Consider the following 17,734-nt stretch of genomic DNA (forward strand, 5'->3'; position numbering starts at 1 on the left):
CAAGATTGGTTGTGTGATGTTTTTTCTCTTTTTATTTTAATAATTCAATTGCTTTTGCTAAAGCGTCTTTGACACCTGCAGGATTTTTACCACCAGCTTGTGCCATATCTGGACGACCTCCACCGCCACCTGCCACAAGTGGAGCAATTTGTTTGATTAAATTTCCTGCTTTCACGCCTTTTTCATTGGCTTTTTTATTTGCGGCAACAAGCAAGTTTACTTTGTCATCTTGTACTGTAGCAACTACAAAGACATCTGAACTATCTTTTTCTTTCCATGTATCTGCTAGTCCTCTTAATGCATTCATATCTTTATTTGGTGTTTCCACTACAATGATACGTAAATCATGGTAGACTTGTACATTATCAAATAAAGCATTTGATTCTTGCTTCAATAATTTTGCTTTTAATGATTCTAGTTCTGAACGCAATTCTTTTTGTTCTTGTAATAATTGTCCAACACGTGTTGGTACATCCATCACAGAAGATTTTACTGTTTTTGCTGTGTCAACAAGTGTACGTTCAAAGCTATTTAATAGTTCATATGCTTCTTGACTTGTAACAGCTTCAATACGTCTTGTTCCTGCACCGATACCTGATTCGGATACAATTTGGAATAAACCAATTTCTTGTGTGTTGCCTACATGAATACCACCACATAATTCAATCGAATAACCACCAATATTGACAACACGTACTACTTTACCATATTTTTCACCAAAGAGTGCCATTGCTCCCATTGATTTAGCTGTGTCAACATCTGTTTCAATCGTCACAACATCTAATGCTTCCCAAATTTTTTCGTTAACAATACGTTCCATTTGTTTTAGTTCTTCTGGTGTAACTTGTCCAAAGTGTGTAAAGTCAAATCGTAAATAAGTTGGAGAAACATAAGAACCTGCTTGATTAGCATGCGTGCCTAATACATCTTTTAAGGCTTTGTGCAATAAGTGTGTCGCTGTATGGTTGTTCGTGATTTTACGGCGACGTGCTTTATCAACAACTAATTTGTACTGTGTGCCAACGTGTAGTGGTAACACTACTTTAACACTATGCATTGGTTGTCCATTTGGTGCTTTTTTCACATTTTCAACAATCGCAACAACTTGTCCGTCCATTGTTTCCACAACACCCGTATCAGCAACTTGTCCTCCCATTTCAGCATAAAATGGTGTTGTTGAGAAGAACACATTTGCATATTGTTCAGCATCTACGTTATCCACTTGTTCGTTATGACAAACAATCGCATTTAATTCTCCTATTGCTTCATGTGTTTGATAACCAACAAACTCACTTGGCACATGAATAGATGTATATACTTCAGATTGAATAGCCATTGATTCTTCTTTTTGACGAGCCGCTCTAGCACGTTCACGTTGTTCGTTCATCGCAATATCAAATTCTTCTGTATTCACTGTGAATTGATGTTCACTTGCATATTCTTGCGTTAATTCCAATGGGAAACCATATGTATCATATAATTTAAAGGCTTCTCGTCCAGATACAACCGTTTCTTTGTTCTCATCCATATTTTTGAAAATATGTTGTAATAATTCTAATCCACCATTAATTGTTTCGTGGAATTTTTCTTCTTCAGATCCGATTACTTTTTGAATAAAGACTGTTTTTTCAACAATTTCTGGATAGAATGCACCCATAATTTCCGCAACAACTGGAACTAAGTCTTTCATAAAAGTGTGGTGAATACCTAATTTTTGTCCGTGCATAACAGAACGACGAATTAAACGACGTAAAATATAGCCGCGCCCTTCATTTGATGGCAATGCTCCATCTCCAATCGCAAAACTTACAGCACGAACATGGTCCGCAATCACTTTAAATGATGTGTCTGTCGTTTTATTGTCACCATATTGAATAGAAGTTAATGTACCAATTTTGTCAATAATTGGTTTGAATAAGTCTGTTTCAAAATTTGTTGGTGTATCTTGTAAAACAGATGTTACACGTTCTAATCCCATACCCGTATCAATATTTTTACGTGGCAGTGGTTGATATGTATCATCTGGCATGTGGTTAAACTCAGAAAATACTAAATTCCAAATTTCTAAATAACGTTCATTTTCACCACCAGGGTAGTTTTCTGGGTCATCTTCAGGTATATCCAAATATTTTTCTCCACGGTCATAGAAAATTTCAGTACATGGTCCGCATGGCCCTGCACCAATATCCCAAAAATTATCTTCGAATGGCACTAAATGTGAACCATCAAAATTTGGTTGTTTTTTCCAAATATTTGGTGTTTCTGTATCTTCTGGATAATATGTTGCGTATAATTTTTCAGGTTCAAAACCTAACCATTTTTTATCCGTTAAAAATTCCCACGCCCATGAAATAGCCTCTTCCTTGAAATATTCTCCAATAGACCAGTTTCCTAACATTTCAAATAGTGTGTGATGACGTGCTGTTACCCCTACATTTTCAATATCATTTGTACGAATACATTTTTGTGCATTTGCCAAACGTGGTGTATTTGGTACTTCTGTTCCGTCAAAATATTTTTTTAACGGTGCCACACCTGCGTTAATCCATAATAATGTTGGATCATTAACTGGGATTAAAGACGCGCTTGGAATAATCTCATGTTGTTTTGATGCAAAAAAGTCTAAATATTTTTGACGTATGTCTTTACTTGTTAAAACCATTTTTTCCTCCTAAATTAAATAAAGTGCACCTTGCATGTAGGGGCACTTCCGCACGGTTCCACCCTACTTGCAATGCACACTTTCGTTCATTACATCTCTTCATGCCGATAACGTTGGCAAACGGTCATATTTCTATAACATCTTTATCTCGGGTAGCATTGTATCCGTGCTTTCTTTCACCACTCAAAAGCTCTCTAAATTGTCTACAACATGTCCCTCAACCTACCGCTTGAGTATAAAAGATTTCTTTGCTTTCGTCAATAGAAAATAGTTTTTTAACACATGAATAATGGATTTTTTTCAAAGACGTAGACTATAAAAAGTACCCTAAGCATGAGAAATTCTCCGCTCGTGAAAATTATCATAAAAAACCAACAACTTCATCAACTGGTTGTCATATTTATATCTATATCATCTATTTTCTATTTTAAAAATAGTGTATTTTAAAAAATAATTCTTTTTTGAAAGATATTGATTTTAATCTTTTTTTAATTTATTATTAAATATAGCAAATATGCATTAGCACTAACTACACACAATATTCAAAATTTTAGTGTAATTTTAAAGATGAAAACAAGAGCTATGGTACTAGCTTAATCTTATTCAGATTTGCTAACAAATACGGTATTTCTAAAGCTAGTGATAGAATAGGTAATTATACTTCTACCTTATATACATTGGTAAGAGATAGAGCTGTAAATAGTGGGTCAGGAACACATGGTGGTAGTTATTGAAAATTATATGATAGATACGGTAAAAGAGTAGGAACTTTTGATAGAGATGGAATTTGGTTAAGACCCTAATTCTCATAATAGAAAGGATTGACGCATGATAGAAATAGGCACGTATCGTGTACAGCTTGACAGTCATCATTATGATTGTCTTTTTGATAAAAAACAACGGCACTACACGATTATCAGTAGGCAAATCCCAAAGGTCTTTGGTGTTATCAAAGAAAATCAAGGTATAGAGATACAACTATATGCTCACGCAACATTAAAAATAAAACAAAATGTGATATATCTCATATTTGACCCTGATATTTATAGTACACCGAGAATAGAAAAACCAAAAATACATACCTTTTGCGAACACGACGATTTTCGTTATGCCGACTATTTACATGTCGTATTAGGAAAACACACACTTGTGACAAGCAAAGACGAAACAGTCGTGTATGCCATTTTAACAAAACACGAAGAAGAAAAAATCATTGTCAATCATGCACAGTTGACATACGTGATGTCTGACAACTATCTATTGGTAAAGTAAAGGAGATTATATGGAACAAAGACTTTCTTGCTTTGGATACACATTTATTATCCAAAACACATTAACATATACATATGATGAAAAAAAACACATACTTCTTTTTTTCAACGAAAAAGAACCACACATTTGCCTTGTTATCACTTATCACACCGATACAGATGCATTGAAAATCAAAGGAAATTATATAGCATGTGATATAAAAGGAAAAGATATATATATTCGAGCAAAATGGGAACAATGAAAAGGAGAATAAATGAAGACTTATACAGAATGCCAAGCTTTTGGGTATACCCTAAGATTTGACAATACACTCAACTATATTTTTGATAAAGAAAAACAAAGTATGGTTATCACGGATAAAAATATGACAGAAGCATGCTTTATATTAAAATATAATACAGATACACAAACCCTTATAACCCAGCCAATATGGAATATGCATTATACAATACAAGGGCATACGATACATTTTTATGGTTATTCTGAAGAACATTTCTTTGTATAGTACCATCTATATAGACATATTAACAATACATACTGTAAAAAGTGGCTGACCCAAAAGTCACCCTATAGGGAAACCGGAGACAATCGAATGTCGATTATCTCCGGTTTATTATGGTTCTGCGTTAAATCGTATTGGTAGAGAGTAATAAATAACACTAAGAGAATTGAAAACACATTACGAGGTAATCCAAAATACTCAGAGTCATTTATATATTGGTGATTTTTATCCTCCAACAACATTTATTAAAAATCTCATAATTGAATATATTTGATAAGTTATATTATATACCAAAATGAACTCTAATAAATATATCAAGTACAGTTCATTTATATATATCAAATTTCTTATTTACCAGTACAATTATCTTGAATTTGCTGTATCCCTAAAATAGCACTTCCAGCAGCAATTAAACTATTTCCAAATCTTTGTATATTTTCTTGAGAGAAACCTGTTCTTGCTATTGCCATAATAGCGGTAGCTGCTGCTTGAATACCTCCTGCTGCTGCAATGAAATTTTTTAATTTAATCAATAGCCCAACACCTAAAGCAGTTGAACCTACAATAACAATAATCGCACCTACACATTTTGTAACACCCCAAATATCACCAAAAAAATCTCTAGAGCGATTATCAAAAGAATATTTGTTATATTGATTTTTGATATTAAAATCTATACCATATTTAGAAAAATGTTTTTGTATAGCATCCATATTTTTACTATCTATAAGTTTTTGGTCTAATTTTTCAACAGCTTCAAATAACAAATTTATTTTTTCATTACTTAAATTTTCAATTCCATTTTTCTTAAGTTCACTTATATTATTATTTATGCTATAATCAGCATATACTTTTAAAGGACTTATTGATAAAACAGAAAACAAACTAACTAACAAAATGAATTTACCTATAAATTTTTTTGACATACTAATTCCTTCTTTCAATTTTTTGTTAAGGAGATTCAAATGAAAAAAACAATATTACTTCTATCACTTACAATTTTCACAATATATTTCACTATACGTGGAATTGATAATGTTGCAAAAATATATTTACTATCGCTGATTTTATTAGGGCTTGCTCACACAACTAAAATCAAATATATTTTTGTCTTTTTTTGCATTATTACTTTCACGACACTCTTACTAACTATACAACTATTACTAAGGAATTAATTTTTTACATTATTACCAATCCATTCTTTCTTTATTGTCATGACAACTTCCTTTTACACCTTTTTTTAACAAAAGTCAAGATATTTTTCTTAAAATTATTTAAAACGAATCATTTTTATAATAATAGATTTTTATCTTTCACGACACGATTTGACGAAGAGCTTAAAATAACCCCAGAGAGAATCTGTCGATTCTCTCTGGGGTTTCATATACTCGTTTGATTATAAATAAACACGTCTATTTTTATCTTCTTGGTATAACTTTTCAACGCGTTGGACAGCACCTGCTTCCACTTTACTTAATGCATTAGCAACCGTTTGTTTTGCTTCGGCATATTTGTATTGGTGTTGGTATAAATTGATTGCTGTGTTAATAGCTTTTTCAATTGCGGCATGTTCCATACGATAACGGTTAGCATATTGAATGAGTTGTTCTGTTAAAACGGCATTGTCAATAATATTTTCAGTTGCTTCGTCAAGTTGCTCGACATCTTCTGTACATAGAGCAACATGTTCATCAATTTCTTTCATATTGATTTTAATACGATTTAATTTTTCAGATAATGTTTCAATACGTTTTGTTGTAGCGAAGAATAAGTCTAAGTATGTTTTGGACAATCCTGGTAAATATTGTTTTTCTAACGCACGTTTCATATTGCGTAAATCGACTTCAAACATATCTAACTGTTCACGTACATAACGTTCACGTTGACGCAAATCACCTAATTCTTTCATCAACGTTGCTTGTTCATTGTCAATTCGTGATAATGTTTCAGCCAGTTCAATAAAATATTCTTTTACTGTTGAAAACACAATATCATGATTTTCCAATAAAGATTGATAATGTTCTAAAGCCTCTGCCTCTTTGTCTAATTGGGCTTTATATTCTGCCACACGTTCTTCTTCATTATCCGTTAATTCATAGTTTTGTGAAATACGGTCAATTTCCAATGTCACATAACGATTACTTTCAGAAATTTGTTTTAAGTGCGCATTTAAACGTACAGACGCTTTTTGAATATACTCTTTTGCGTCAATTTCCTGTTCCATTACATTGTATAAACGTTCAATTTCTTTTTCAATATCTTGTTTTTTCTCTTTTGCAATACCGATATTTAAAGCTGTCACATCTTCTCTTGCTGAATCTATCAGATTCTCTAATGTTTCAATCGCTTTGTTTAAATCAATATCTTTAAATTTAAATTGTTGTTCTACTAAGCGTGCATGACCTTGCTTAATATCATCAAGTTGTTCTTTAAAATCTACGTCTACTAAATTGTAGAAGGCAGGTATCATTGGTAGAATTTCTTCTAAAGCAATGGTTTGTTTTTCTGCTTGTTTTAATACATCACGTGCCTCGATATAGTCCGCTTCTTCCATTAGAGTATCAAATTGTTGGAAAGATGCTTCAATATTGGACAAGCGCTCATCAATGGTTTCAAAAGCTTCTTTAAATTTCACACTATCTTTTAGCGCATTATTACGCAATGTTTTATAGTGTTCGCTAACCGCTTCAATTTCTTCGTGATTTTCTTTTTCACTGTCCACTAAACGTTGTAAAGCTTCGTCAATCTGAAACACATTTTTTTCTGCTTCATCAATCATTTCTCTAGCTTCATCAATCGCTCGACGAGATTTGAAAAATCTTAATTGATCGGCGTATTGTTCTGCATCAGATAATCTTGTTTCAATATTTGGCAATACTTCTTTTACTTGTTCATCCCAACGTGCTTGCCAACTTTCAGACAAGCGTTTTGTTTGCCCACTTAAATGCATATTTTTTAATTTAATAATGATGTCATCTATTGGGATATCGAAAATAGCAACTTTTTGTTCATCTAACGCTGAAACAGCTTGAACTTGTTTGCCTTTCATAAAAAGTGCTACTCCATAACTTCCTAGTACAATCACGATTAGCACCAAAAATAATATCACAATACCCATATCAGTTCCTCCAACAATAATTCTATCTATATAATATAAAATTCTCACATATCCTAATTAGTATAACATTTTGTCACTATATAAAACAATAGAAAACATAACAAATAGGTAACAAAATGATAACTTTTACAAGGTAAACAATGTCGTTGGTTCGTCTGGATCTGTATCACGAATGACAAAATCGTGATTGACAGCATGTCCTTTTTCTTTTAACACATGAGAAAAAGTTTCATTTGCCAATGTTTTTATATTATTTTCTTTACTCAAATGCCCTAAATAAATCTGTTTTGTATGGTACCCCAACATATCTGAAACAGCCAACGCTCCGTCTTCATTGGATAAATGCCCTTTATCACTTAAAATACGTTGTTTTGTTGACCATGGATAACTTCCTGCTCGTAATAAATCAACATCGTGATTGCTCTCCATTAAATACGCTGTGGCATTCGTTAAAGCATCTCTTAAATATTGGCTAACATATCCTGTGTCGGTTAGCATGACAAAATTTTTGTGGTCTTTTTCAAAAGTATAAAACTGAGGAGCAATCGCATCGTGAGATACACCATAACTGATAATATCGACATCTCCCAATGTCATGCGTGTCCCCATTTTAAAAATATGTTTTTGCGACACGTCAATCTTGCCAACCAATCTATCTAATTCTGTCCATGTTTTTTCATTGGCATAAATATCCATACCATATTTTCTAGCTAGAACACCTACACCGTGAATATGATCTTTATGTTCATGAGTCACAAAAATACAATCAACATCTGCAATATTGCGATTGATACGTTGTAATAGTTGTTCGATTTTTTTTCCACTTAAGCCTGCATCTACTAAGATTTTCTTTTTTGGTGTTTCAATATAGGTCACATTCCCTGAACTACCACTTGCTAACATACTGATTTTCATTGTAAAATCGTCCACTATATGACCTCTTTCATTTGTTACTTTCTATATTATTTGTTAATGGCACATTTGTGAGCGCATCAACACGCAAAACACTACGTGTCCCATCAGATAGTTTCACATCTAAAAACCACACAGGTGTATAAATAAACATATCCTCAACAGGTGTGTTTCGTTGATAAACTAATGTCATCAATTCAATAACACTTCCTTCAGGCAATAACGCACTCGCATATAAACTTGTTAGAGCATCTTTTTCACTAAATAAAATACGACTTTCATCTTCTACTGTAAACTGACCTGTATACGTTTGTGTATACCCTGTTATATGATTGCCATTCAACACAAACACAACTCTAGCATTATCATCTACAATAGGCATGTCATCAATAAATTGTACACACACAATTTCTTGTCGAACAGCGGAATAATATAAAGGTTTATATTTATCGCCATTGTAAACCAACAATTCATTATGCAATATATTATTCACTTGTTCTTGGTCTTGCTTAGTTAATTGTCCATTTTCTAAAGTTAGTGAAATAGGTGTATGAAAGACGACATTCACTTTTCTTTTTTCAATATCATACGTTACCGTTTGTTGTTTAATAGTTTGCTCGACAACCGATAGGTCTTCACCTTGTCTTAAACTACTAATGTAAGGTACTCTTTTTTCGGTGTATTCTTGCTCGAGCATATCCGCTATATGTTTATCCAATTTAACGTTTTTACTTTTTAATTCGGACAGAACATTGAATGCCACGGCATCTGTTCGATAAAAGACTGTTTTATCAAGAAACAATTTCAAAAGAAATATATCTAATAATAAAAATGTGATAATAAAAATGAATTGTACTTGCTTAAAATTCATATATTCACCTCACTCTGCCAAGTAATCGACAATTCGTTTGGCTGTGTCATTCACAAAAACATACCATTCCGGTACAAGCGTGATGACTTTTGTCTTACTTGGTTGTATCGTGTAAAAAATACCTACACCATCAATATCTGCCATACTTTTATCTTGTTGTTCAAATGCTTCTTGCATATCTTGAAACGACATCATCGCAATATCTTTTCGTTTCATGGATAATTCTGTTTGTAAAATATACGACGATGACATGGTTGTAATAATACCGTCTTGTCTTACTTTTAACCGTGTTGTAGAAAAATTCTCTACCGTATCCATAATGGGTAATTTAGCGACATATCTTCTAAAATGCAATGTTTCACCATTTTGCCCTGCAAACAATACTCTTTTTGGCCATTTTTCAAAATAATCCAGTTGTGTCGCAATGGTTTGTAAATATTGTGGCGTTGAAAAGGTTCGATACTGAGTAGACAAGACCAATCCTGTATCTTTACCTATCGTTAAATCAAATTGATTATTCACGTATCTATACGCCGTGGATGTTGATTCATTTTTTAAATTAATTGTTGAACCAAATAAAGTTTTTATATACTGTGTTGGGTTGATTTGTTCTAATAAATACATACGTTGTTTGAAAATTTCATTATGCGATAACACATAATAGTACGTATCTTTTCCTTGTACAGCTTCCACATCAAAAAAACTTGGTCGATACTTTTGTTCAAGACTGTAAAAAGTATCATAATTCATTGGTTTTTCAAGTGAAAAACTATACACATGCTTTGTTTTATCATTCACCGCATAAAGTGTATTGCTATCTGAAAAAACAAACACAAATCGTGTAAATGTTTCTTCTATTTTATCGCCACTATCTATATTACATAAATATTTTGCGATTTGAAAAGTCATTGGTGCAGGGAAAATATATTGTGCACTTTTTTGAGATAAAAACGCTAAATAATCTGCCGAAGATAATGCTCTATCACTTGAAAAAGTCATCTTTTGATGATCTAACAAATTTACAAAAGCATCTATACTCTCTTCTTCATACGTCAGTTGCAATGTGTCATTGTGATACATAAGCATTTGATTAGGTTTGAAGAACGCACCAATTTGTTTATCATTTTTTGCGACTGTTACAATCGTTGTGGTATCCACCTTATCTTGTTTTGGTTTAAACATAACCCAGTATGTACACACTAAACTTATCGCCACTAAAACAACTAAAATGACTGTATAAAATCGTGAAACTTTCATCACCATTCCTCCTCATCGCCATAGAACGTTACTTTTGGTAATGAAATAAAAAATGTTGACCCTTTATTTTCTTGACTGGTTACCCACACATTCCCACCATGAAGTGTAATTACTTCTTTAGAAATAGCCAACCCTAGTCCCGTTCCGCCTTGTGCTCTTGAACGAGCTTTATCAACGCGATAAAAACGTTTAAAAATATGCGGCAATGCTTTACGTGAAATACCTAAACCTTGGTCTGTGACACTCACAACAATATTGTCATCTGTTTCTACTAAACGGCATGTAATAGTTCCTCCGTCTGGAGAATATTTAATCGCATTGTCCATAATATTGTCGATAACTTGTGTTAACTTATCTTGATCTGCCTCAACCCATAACGTATGGTTTTTTACTTCTCGTACAATTTTATGAGATTTATGTGCATAGTCTTCTGTTGATAAGAGCATATCAAATCTATCTAAAATACGATTTAACAATTTTGTTACATCAATCATTTCAAGCTCTAGTTTTTGAATACCTGCATCCATTTTTGACAAGTTTAATAAATCTGCAACCATACGAATCATACGATTTGCTTCAAACTGAATAACTTCTAAAAAGTTTGGTGCCAGTACATCATCTTTCCACGTCCCATCAATTAACGCTTCTGTATAACTACGAATACTTGTTAGTGGTGTTCTTAATTCATGTGATACATTCGACACAAACTCTTTACGCTCACGATCAATTTTTTCTTGTTCTGTAATATCTGACAGCACACATACCAATCCACTAATAAAACCCGATTCCCTTTGAATAACAGAAAATTCACCACGAATAATCGTTTCTTCTCCCTCACTAACAGACGACAAAATCAATTCATCTTGCGTTTGTAATAATTGTCTATATGTATATTTTTGACGAATACCAAATACATCCATAATAGACGCATTAATAACATCTTCTTCATTAGTATCTAATAGACGTAAAGCTGCTTCGTTGATAATCACAACATTCCCACGTCTATCTGTGGCAACCACACCATCACTCATGTGTTTTAACACACTATCTAAACGCTGACGCTCCGCTTCGATAGACGCATTTGCCTCTTTAATCCGAATAGCTAGGTTATTTATTGAATTTGCCAATGTCCCTAATTCATCGTTTCCATATACTGTAACATCGCCAGAGTCATATTCTCCCTCAGCAATTTTTTCAGTTTTATTTTTAATTTCTGATACGGGTTTTGCAATTCCTCTGCTAGAAATAACAAAAGCAATAGCCACTGTCGCAAATAATGCAATGACCATAACGTTTAAAAATAAAGATGAAATCTCTTGTAATTGCACATACACACTAGAAATATTAGCATCTACAACGACAACACCCATTAACGTTCTATCTTGTGACATCACAGGCATAATAACACGTAAAATGGTTTGATTCCCTTCAGAAGATGAATATTGATATTTTTTAGAGGCACCTGTTAGTAGTACTTCTTTCACATCAGGTTCTTCGGTCAATTTTCCGACAACATCACGATTCACTTGACTGGCTACATCAACCACTTCATTATGTTTATCAACAATTTGAATATTTAAAATATTTTGCCCTTGTGTTGCTTGAAATAATTCGGAACTTTTTTCAATACGTTTTTCTTTGTTTATTTCTTGCAAAACAGCAGTAGCGCTATTGGCTAAGAAATTCGTCTGTCCTGTTACTTGCGTTTCAAAATTTTGAATTAACTGTGTTTCTAATTGTCGTGTAAAAAAGACACCTACTAATTGAAACGATACTAAAAATAACAATCCAAAAATAGCTGGTACTTTAAAATGGATGGAACGAAAATTTAATTTTAATAAAAATTTTCTAAACATATCTCTATCCTATTCTTGTTCACTACTTTTCACAAAATAGCCAACACCACGACGTGTCATTAACCAAGTTGGATGACTTGGAACATCCTCAATTTTTTCACGCAAACGACGAACTGTCACATCGACTGTACGCACATCTCCAAAATAGTCATATCCCCAAACGGTTTGTAATAAATCTTCTCGAGTCATGACTTGATTTAAGTGTTTTGCTAAGTAGTGTAATAACTCAAACTCTCGATGTGTTAATTCAATTTCCTCTCCACGTTTAGATACGATATATGCATCTTCATGAATGATTAAATCTCCCAATACAATTTCATTAGCAGGAGATGTTTCTTCCACAACAGCTTTAGTTGCTTTTCTTCTTAAATTGGCTTTTACTCTCGCTACAAGTTCGCGATTTGAAAAAGGTTTTGTCACATAATCATCTGCACCTAATTCTAATCCCAATACTTTATCAATCTCTGAATCTTTAGCTGTTACCATAATAATTGGCATATCATGCGTTTGACGTACCGTACGACAAACTTCTAAACCATCAATTTTTGGTAACATTAAGTCTAGTAGCATCAAGTCAGGAGATATTTTTTTTACCATTTCAATCGCTTCTTCTCCGTCAAAAGCTACATAAACATCATAACCTTCTTTTACTAAATTAAATTTTACAATTTCTGCAATTGATTTTTCATCATCTACTACTAAAATTTTTTTCATCGTTAATCTCCTTATATTTCGTCTATATGCTTTTTTAGATACACTAAGACCATTCTATAATAAGTATACCAATACACTTACAAAAACTCAATAAATAGGAGGGGATAATCCATTGAGTTTACACATAAAAATAGCGAATGACTATTGCCATTCACTATTTTTTAAACAGATATTGTACCCTCTTTTTCAAATGAATTTATAATAAATTGCTTTTCATCAAATGGTACTTTTTCACTGCCAATTAACTGATACGTTTCATGCCCTTTTCCAGCAAAGACGACAATATCTCCTTTTTTGCTTAATGAAGCCGCAAGTTCAATAGCTTTTTGTCTATCAATTTCTTCATACACAATACAATTTGTGTCTGTAAAGGATTGTTTAATATCATCAATAATATGTTGAGGATTTTCATGTCCTGGATTATCCGATGTAATAATCGCAATATCTGCATATTTAGACACAACATCCCCTAATTCTTTTCGTCTAATTTGTGAACGATCTCCAACAGAACCAAATAAAATAATCAATCGTTCATAATTATAATGTTTTAATGTCAAAATAACATTTTCTAAACTAAATCCATTATGGGCATAATCCAATACAGCTAATACTTGCTTATGATTTGGAATGAGTTCCATACGTCCTGCTACTGTTGTTTGGTTCAATAAAGAAATAACCTTTTGTTCATCTTGATTCAAAATATCTGCAACAGCTAAAACAACTAAAGCATTATACACATTAAATTTTCCTGGCACAGGTAGTAAAACAGATTTCGTTACATATTGTTTGTGATAAGCAAAAGACATGCCAACTTGACGTTTATCAAATAAATACTGTAATTCTGTCGCTTGATAATCACTCTTGTTATCCAATCCATACGTATACACTTTTTGGTTTTGTTTGATAAAGTGATTAACATACCTATCATCATGATTGACAATTGCTATTTTTGTTAAATCAAACAAATGTGTTTTCCAGTGCAAATAGTTTTCAAAAGTCGGATGCTCTAAATCTCCAATATGGTCATAGGCCATATTGGTAAAAATGGCTATATCAAAATCAATATGCTCGACACGGCTCATCATCAACCCTTGGGAAGACACTTCCATAAAACAGGTTGTAATCCCTTGTTGGAGCATTTGATGCATCACTTTATGTAATTCATAACTTTCTGGTGTTGTATTGGCCGTTTGTAAATATGTATCTCCATAATAAATACCGTTCGTTCCGATAACTCCAGTCTTTAAGCCTACATCCTTCAAAATTTTATAAAGTAATGTTGTTATCGTTGTTTTTCCTTTTGTTCCCGTAATGCCTACTACTGTCATTTTCTTAGACGGTTCTTCAAAAAACAAAGAGGATACTTTACTTAATATATATCGACTATCTTCAACAAGAATCAGTAGTGCATCTTCAGGCACTTGTACACGTGTTTGTCCAACAAATACCCGACATCCTTTTTCGTACGCTTGGGGTATAAATGTCGTACCATCACTCGTTCTACCTTTTAATGCAAAAAATATTGTCTTTTCTTTAACTGTTTTCGTATTATAACTTAAATCCTCTATCGCCGTTTCTAATAGACTTACATTCCCAATATATTCAATGACCGGTATATCTACAAACATCTGACTGACTTTCATTTTTTAGCCCTCTTCCTTCTTCACGTAGATTTACTATATCACATTTTTTATTCTTTTGGTATGATAGTATGTAAGAATAAACAGAAGAAAGGAAATGAATAATGTACGATGTAATTGTCATTGGTGGTGGTTCAAGCGGATTAATGGCTTGTGTTTCTGCTGCAAAGACGGGTGCCAAAGTTTTACTCCTAGAAAAAAATGCTTCTTTAGGACAGAAACTTTTATTAACAGGTGGAGGACGTTGTAACATTACAAACAATCGCCCTGCTGAAGAAATTGTAGCACATATCCCCGGAAACGGACGTTTTTTATATAGTGCTTTTTCTCAATTTGATAATTATGACATTATTAAATTTTTTAAGGAAAATGGCGTGACCTTAAAAGAAGAAGATCACGGTAGAATGTTTCCAACGACTGATAAAGCAAGAACTATTTTAGATACTTTTATTTCTTTGATTAAACAACGTGGCATACATGTACAAACAAAAAATACTGTTTCTAATCTCTTATTTGACGAAAATAAAGTATGTGGCGTTCATCTGGAAGACGGAACAACTATTCATGCTAAAAGCGTTATTATTGCTACTGGGGGAAAATCTATCCCAAAAACAGGTTCAACAGGCGACGGCTTTAAATGGGCAGAACAAGCAGGACATACGATTATCCCTTTATTCCCAACTGAAGTCCCTCTCACATCAAGTGAGCATTTTATTCAACAAAAAACATTACAAGGTTTATCTTTAAGAAATATTTCATTGAGTGTACTAAACCAAAAACAAAAACCAATTATTTCTCATCAAATGGATATGATTTTTACGCACTTTGGTATTTCGGGTCCTGCTGTACTAAGATGTTCCAGCTTTGTATACAAAGAACAAAAAAAACAAAAGAAAAAAGACATACACATGCACTTAGATTGTCTACCAGATATATCTATCGGGCAGCTTGAACAAGACTTTATGAAACACCAAAAAGAACAAAGTAAAAAAGAAATCAAAACCATTTTAAAACAATACATTCCTGAACGTTTGGCTCTTTTTTACTTAAATCAAGCCAATCTTATACCTGAAGCGCCATTACAAACATTATCTCATCAAGACATAAAACATATTTGTCATCTACTAAAACATTTCACTTTTACGGTTAATGGCTCTTTACCCCTTGAAAAAAGTTTTGTCACTGGCGGAGGTGTAAACACAAAAGAAATCAATCCTAAAACAATGATGTCTAAATTAAAAGAAGGCCTATACTTTTGTGGAGAAGTACTTGATATTTACGGTTACACCGGTGGATACAATATTACATCTGCTTTTGTCACAGGTTATTTAAGTGGCTTTCATGCCGGACAACAAAAATAAGCTCTTCATCAAATCGCATTAGTAAATTCCCTCTATCAACATGATTTATGATAAACTCAAAGAGCCGACCACGCGGTCGGCTCTTTTCATATCGCTATAAAAAATAAGAGCAGTTAGAAACTAACTACTCTTACGGTTATAATAGGGGTCTAAATCAAAAGGGGATAAGATTTAGAACAAACAAGTATAGTTAGAAAAAATTCATTATCATTCAGCAATAGAACAAAAGGGGAGAATTCTATGCAATGATAAATGACTTTTATCAAACTATGACACATAAGCATAAAATGATTGAAAAAGGGGGAACAATCATTTTATACCCAATCAAAGGACGTAATCCTTTGACTTGATAAATTATAGCACATTATTTTTTATTTGTCTTTAAAAAAAATAAAATTTTTATAATTTTTTATAAGAAAATTATTTTTTCTTAATGTTCTATTATTTTAAGCTCTCTACGATTAAAAATCTTATGTTTCAGAAGAAACAATCCCATTTATTATGTCTTTTACGCTAACTTTTTGTTATATTACATTAAAAAATAAAAAATATAAATAATCCTTTTTTAATAAGCGTTTTTATTTGTTTCAATACGTAAAAAATATACATTTTATACAATTAAAAAATACTCACTCGCTCACCACTATAAAAGAAATATCTGTCATTATACGATGCATTTTCAATAGTACAAATAGAAATATAGCCATTATCATCATTTTATGAGCATAACCATATTTTTCAAATAAACTAGCACACATATTAGATATAGTAGAAAATAATCATACATGCTTTTATCAAAATCATTCCGTAGATTTCCTAACATACTATTTAAAAAATAAAAAAGTACTAAATAACTAATAAATGCCTTTCATTATCTAAATCTCTCCACCCACACGATTTGACACAGAAAATAAAGGCTCTATAATAAATCGTGTTGGTGGGAATAATCCACCAACACGATTTTGTATATAAAAGTGGACAAAAAAAGAGAAATACCTGTATGATTAAATCACCACAATTAAACAAGGAGGTATTTCTCATGGATTATTATACAAAAAAATTATTGACATTAACAGATAAATCTTTCATAGCTGATGAACATTGGTTAGAAGAAAAAACAATAAATGGTATTCCACACCACTTTATTAAAGGTACTTGGACAAAGCCTTGCCACACCTGTCCACATTGTCATGCTAAAACACTCATCAAACATGGGACATATCAAACGAAAACATTATTACCAAAGTTTAGACAAATCAAAACTGTTTTACTTCTTAAAAGAACCCGTTATCGCTGTAAAACGTGTCTAAAAACCTGTTCTTCTTCGTGTTCTTTAGTCGATAAACATTGTTGTATTTCTAAAGAATTAAAACAACTTATTGCACTTGATTTAACGAAAAATATTTCAAGAAAACATATCTGCCAAGACCACTTTGTATCTGATGTGACCGTACAACGTGTCTTAGATAAATATACAAAACAAGTTAAACCGTCTTTTCATTATCTACCTAAGGTACTATGTATCGACGAATTTAAGTCTGTGACATCTCATTTAGGGAAGATGAGTTT

Annotated in this window: 14 protein-coding genes; 5 read left to right on the forward strand and 9 right to left on the reverse strand. The window is 32.5% G+C overall.

Annotated features, from left to right (window positions below):
* Positions 1-31: 31 nt before the first annotated feature.
* The gene (gene alaS / locus GMA11_RS03130) at positions 32-2,662 is read right to left on the reverse strand and encodes an alanine--tRNA ligase (protein WP_163545757.1); all 2,631 of its coding nucleotides are present in this window, start codon (positions 2,660-2,662) and stop codon (positions 32-34) included.
* Positions 2,663-3,490: 828 nt separating this feature from the next.
* Here alaS and GMA11_RS03135 point away from each other — a divergent pair.
* Genes GMA11_RS03135 through GMA11_RS03145 form a run of 3 tightly spaced genes read left to right on the forward strand, consistent with a single transcriptional unit; the run spans position 3,491 to position 4,439 of the window.
* The gene (locus tag GMA11_RS03135) at positions 3,491-3,934 is read left to right on the forward strand and encodes a hypothetical protein (RefSeq protein ID WP_163545758.1); all 444 of its coding nucleotides are present in this window, start codon (positions 3,491-3,493) and stop codon (positions 3,932-3,934) included.
* Between the two features lie 10 nt (positions 3,935-3,944).
* Positions 3,945-4,175, forward strand: coding sequence for a hypothetical protein (locus GMA11_RS03140; RefSeq protein ID WP_163545759.1), 231 nt, complete (start codon positions 3,945-3,947; stop codon positions 4,173-4,175).
* Positions 4,176-4,187: 12 nt separating this feature from the next.
* On the forward strand, positions 4,188-4,439 hold the full coding sequence (locus GMA11_RS03145) for a hypothetical protein (RefSeq protein WP_163545760.1): 252 nt from the start codon (positions 4,188-4,190) through the stop codon (positions 4,437-4,439).
* 344 nt (positions 4,440-4,783) lie between these two features.
* On the opposite strand, the gene GMA11_RS03150 is transcribed toward GMA11_RS03145, so the two are convergent.
* The 8 genes from GMA11_RS03150 to GMA11_RS03185 all read right to left on the reverse strand — a co-directional run bounded on the left by GMA11_RS03150 (position 4,784) and on the right by GMA11_RS03185 (position 14,807).
* A complete protein-coding gene (locus GMA11_RS03150) occupies positions 4,784-5,362 on the reverse strand; it encodes a hypothetical protein (protein ID WP_163545761.1) in 579 nt (192 codons plus the stop codon).
* A gap of 470 nt (positions 5,363-5,832) precedes the next feature.
* The gene (locus GMA11_RS03155) at positions 5,833-7,554 is read right to left on the reverse strand and encodes a septation ring formation regulator EzrA (protein ID WP_163545762.1); all 1,722 of its coding nucleotides are present in this window, start codon (positions 7,552-7,554) and stop codon (positions 5,833-5,835) included.
* A gap of 126 nt (positions 7,555-7,680) precedes the next feature.
* On the reverse strand, positions 7,681-8,484 hold the full coding sequence (locus GMA11_RS03160) for an MBL fold metallo-hydrolase (protein ID WP_370516572.1): 804 nt from the start codon (positions 8,482-8,484) through the stop codon (positions 7,681-7,683).
* Positions 8,485-8,497: 13 nt separating this feature from the next.
* The gene (gene yycI / locus GMA11_RS03165; RefSeq protein ID WP_163545763.1) at positions 8,498-9,337 is read right to left on the reverse strand and encodes a two-component system regulatory protein YycI; all 840 of its coding nucleotides are present in this window, start codon (positions 9,335-9,337) and stop codon (positions 8,498-8,500) included.
* A 9-nt stretch (positions 9,338-9,346) separates the two neighbouring features.
* Positions 9,347-10,594: a hypothetical protein gene (locus tag GMA11_RS03170; RefSeq protein WP_163545764.1), complete on the reverse strand. Its 1,248-nt coding sequence runs from the start codon at positions 10,592-10,594 to the stop codon at positions 9,347-9,349.
* The gene (gene walK / locus GMA11_RS03175) at positions 10,594-12,450 is read right to left on the reverse strand and encodes a cell wall metabolism sensor histidine kinase WalK (RefSeq protein WP_163545765.1); all 1,857 of its coding nucleotides are present in this window, start codon (positions 12,448-12,450) and stop codon (positions 10,594-10,596) included. The genes GMA11_RS03170 and walK overlap by 1 nt, the downstream gene beginning before the upstream one ends.
* A 9-nt stretch (positions 12,451-12,459) precedes the next feature.
* Positions 12,460-13,164, reverse strand: a complete 705-nt coding sequence (gene yycF / locus GMA11_RS03180) for a response regulator YycF (protein WP_163545766.1) — start codon at positions 13,162-13,164, stop codon at positions 12,460-12,462.
* A 161-nt stretch (positions 13,165-13,325) separates the two neighbouring features.
* On the reverse strand, positions 13,326-14,807 hold the full coding sequence (locus GMA11_RS03185; RefSeq protein ID WP_163545767.1) for a UDP-N-acetylmuramoyl-L-alanyl-D-glutamate--2,6-diaminopimelate ligase: 1,482 nt from the start codon (positions 14,805-14,807) through the stop codon (positions 13,326-13,328).
* 101 nt (positions 14,808-14,908) lie between these two features.
* On the opposite strand from GMA11_RS03185, the gene GMA11_RS03190 reads away from it, so the two are divergent.
* Positions 14,909-16,165, forward strand: coding sequence for an NAD(P)/FAD-dependent oxidoreductase (locus GMA11_RS03190; RefSeq protein ID WP_163545768.1), 1,257 nt, complete (start codon positions 14,909-14,911; stop codon positions 16,163-16,165).
* A gap of 1,039 nt (positions 16,166-17,204) precedes the next feature.
* The coding region (locus GMA11_RS03195; RefSeq protein WP_163545769.1) for a transposase family protein at positions 17,205-17,734 on the forward strand (530 nt) is incomplete at its 3' end.

Source organism: Granulicatella sp. zg-ZJ, from assembly GCF_010892355.1.
GTDB lineage: Bacteria > Bacillota > Bacilli > Lactobacillales > Aerococcaceae > WM01.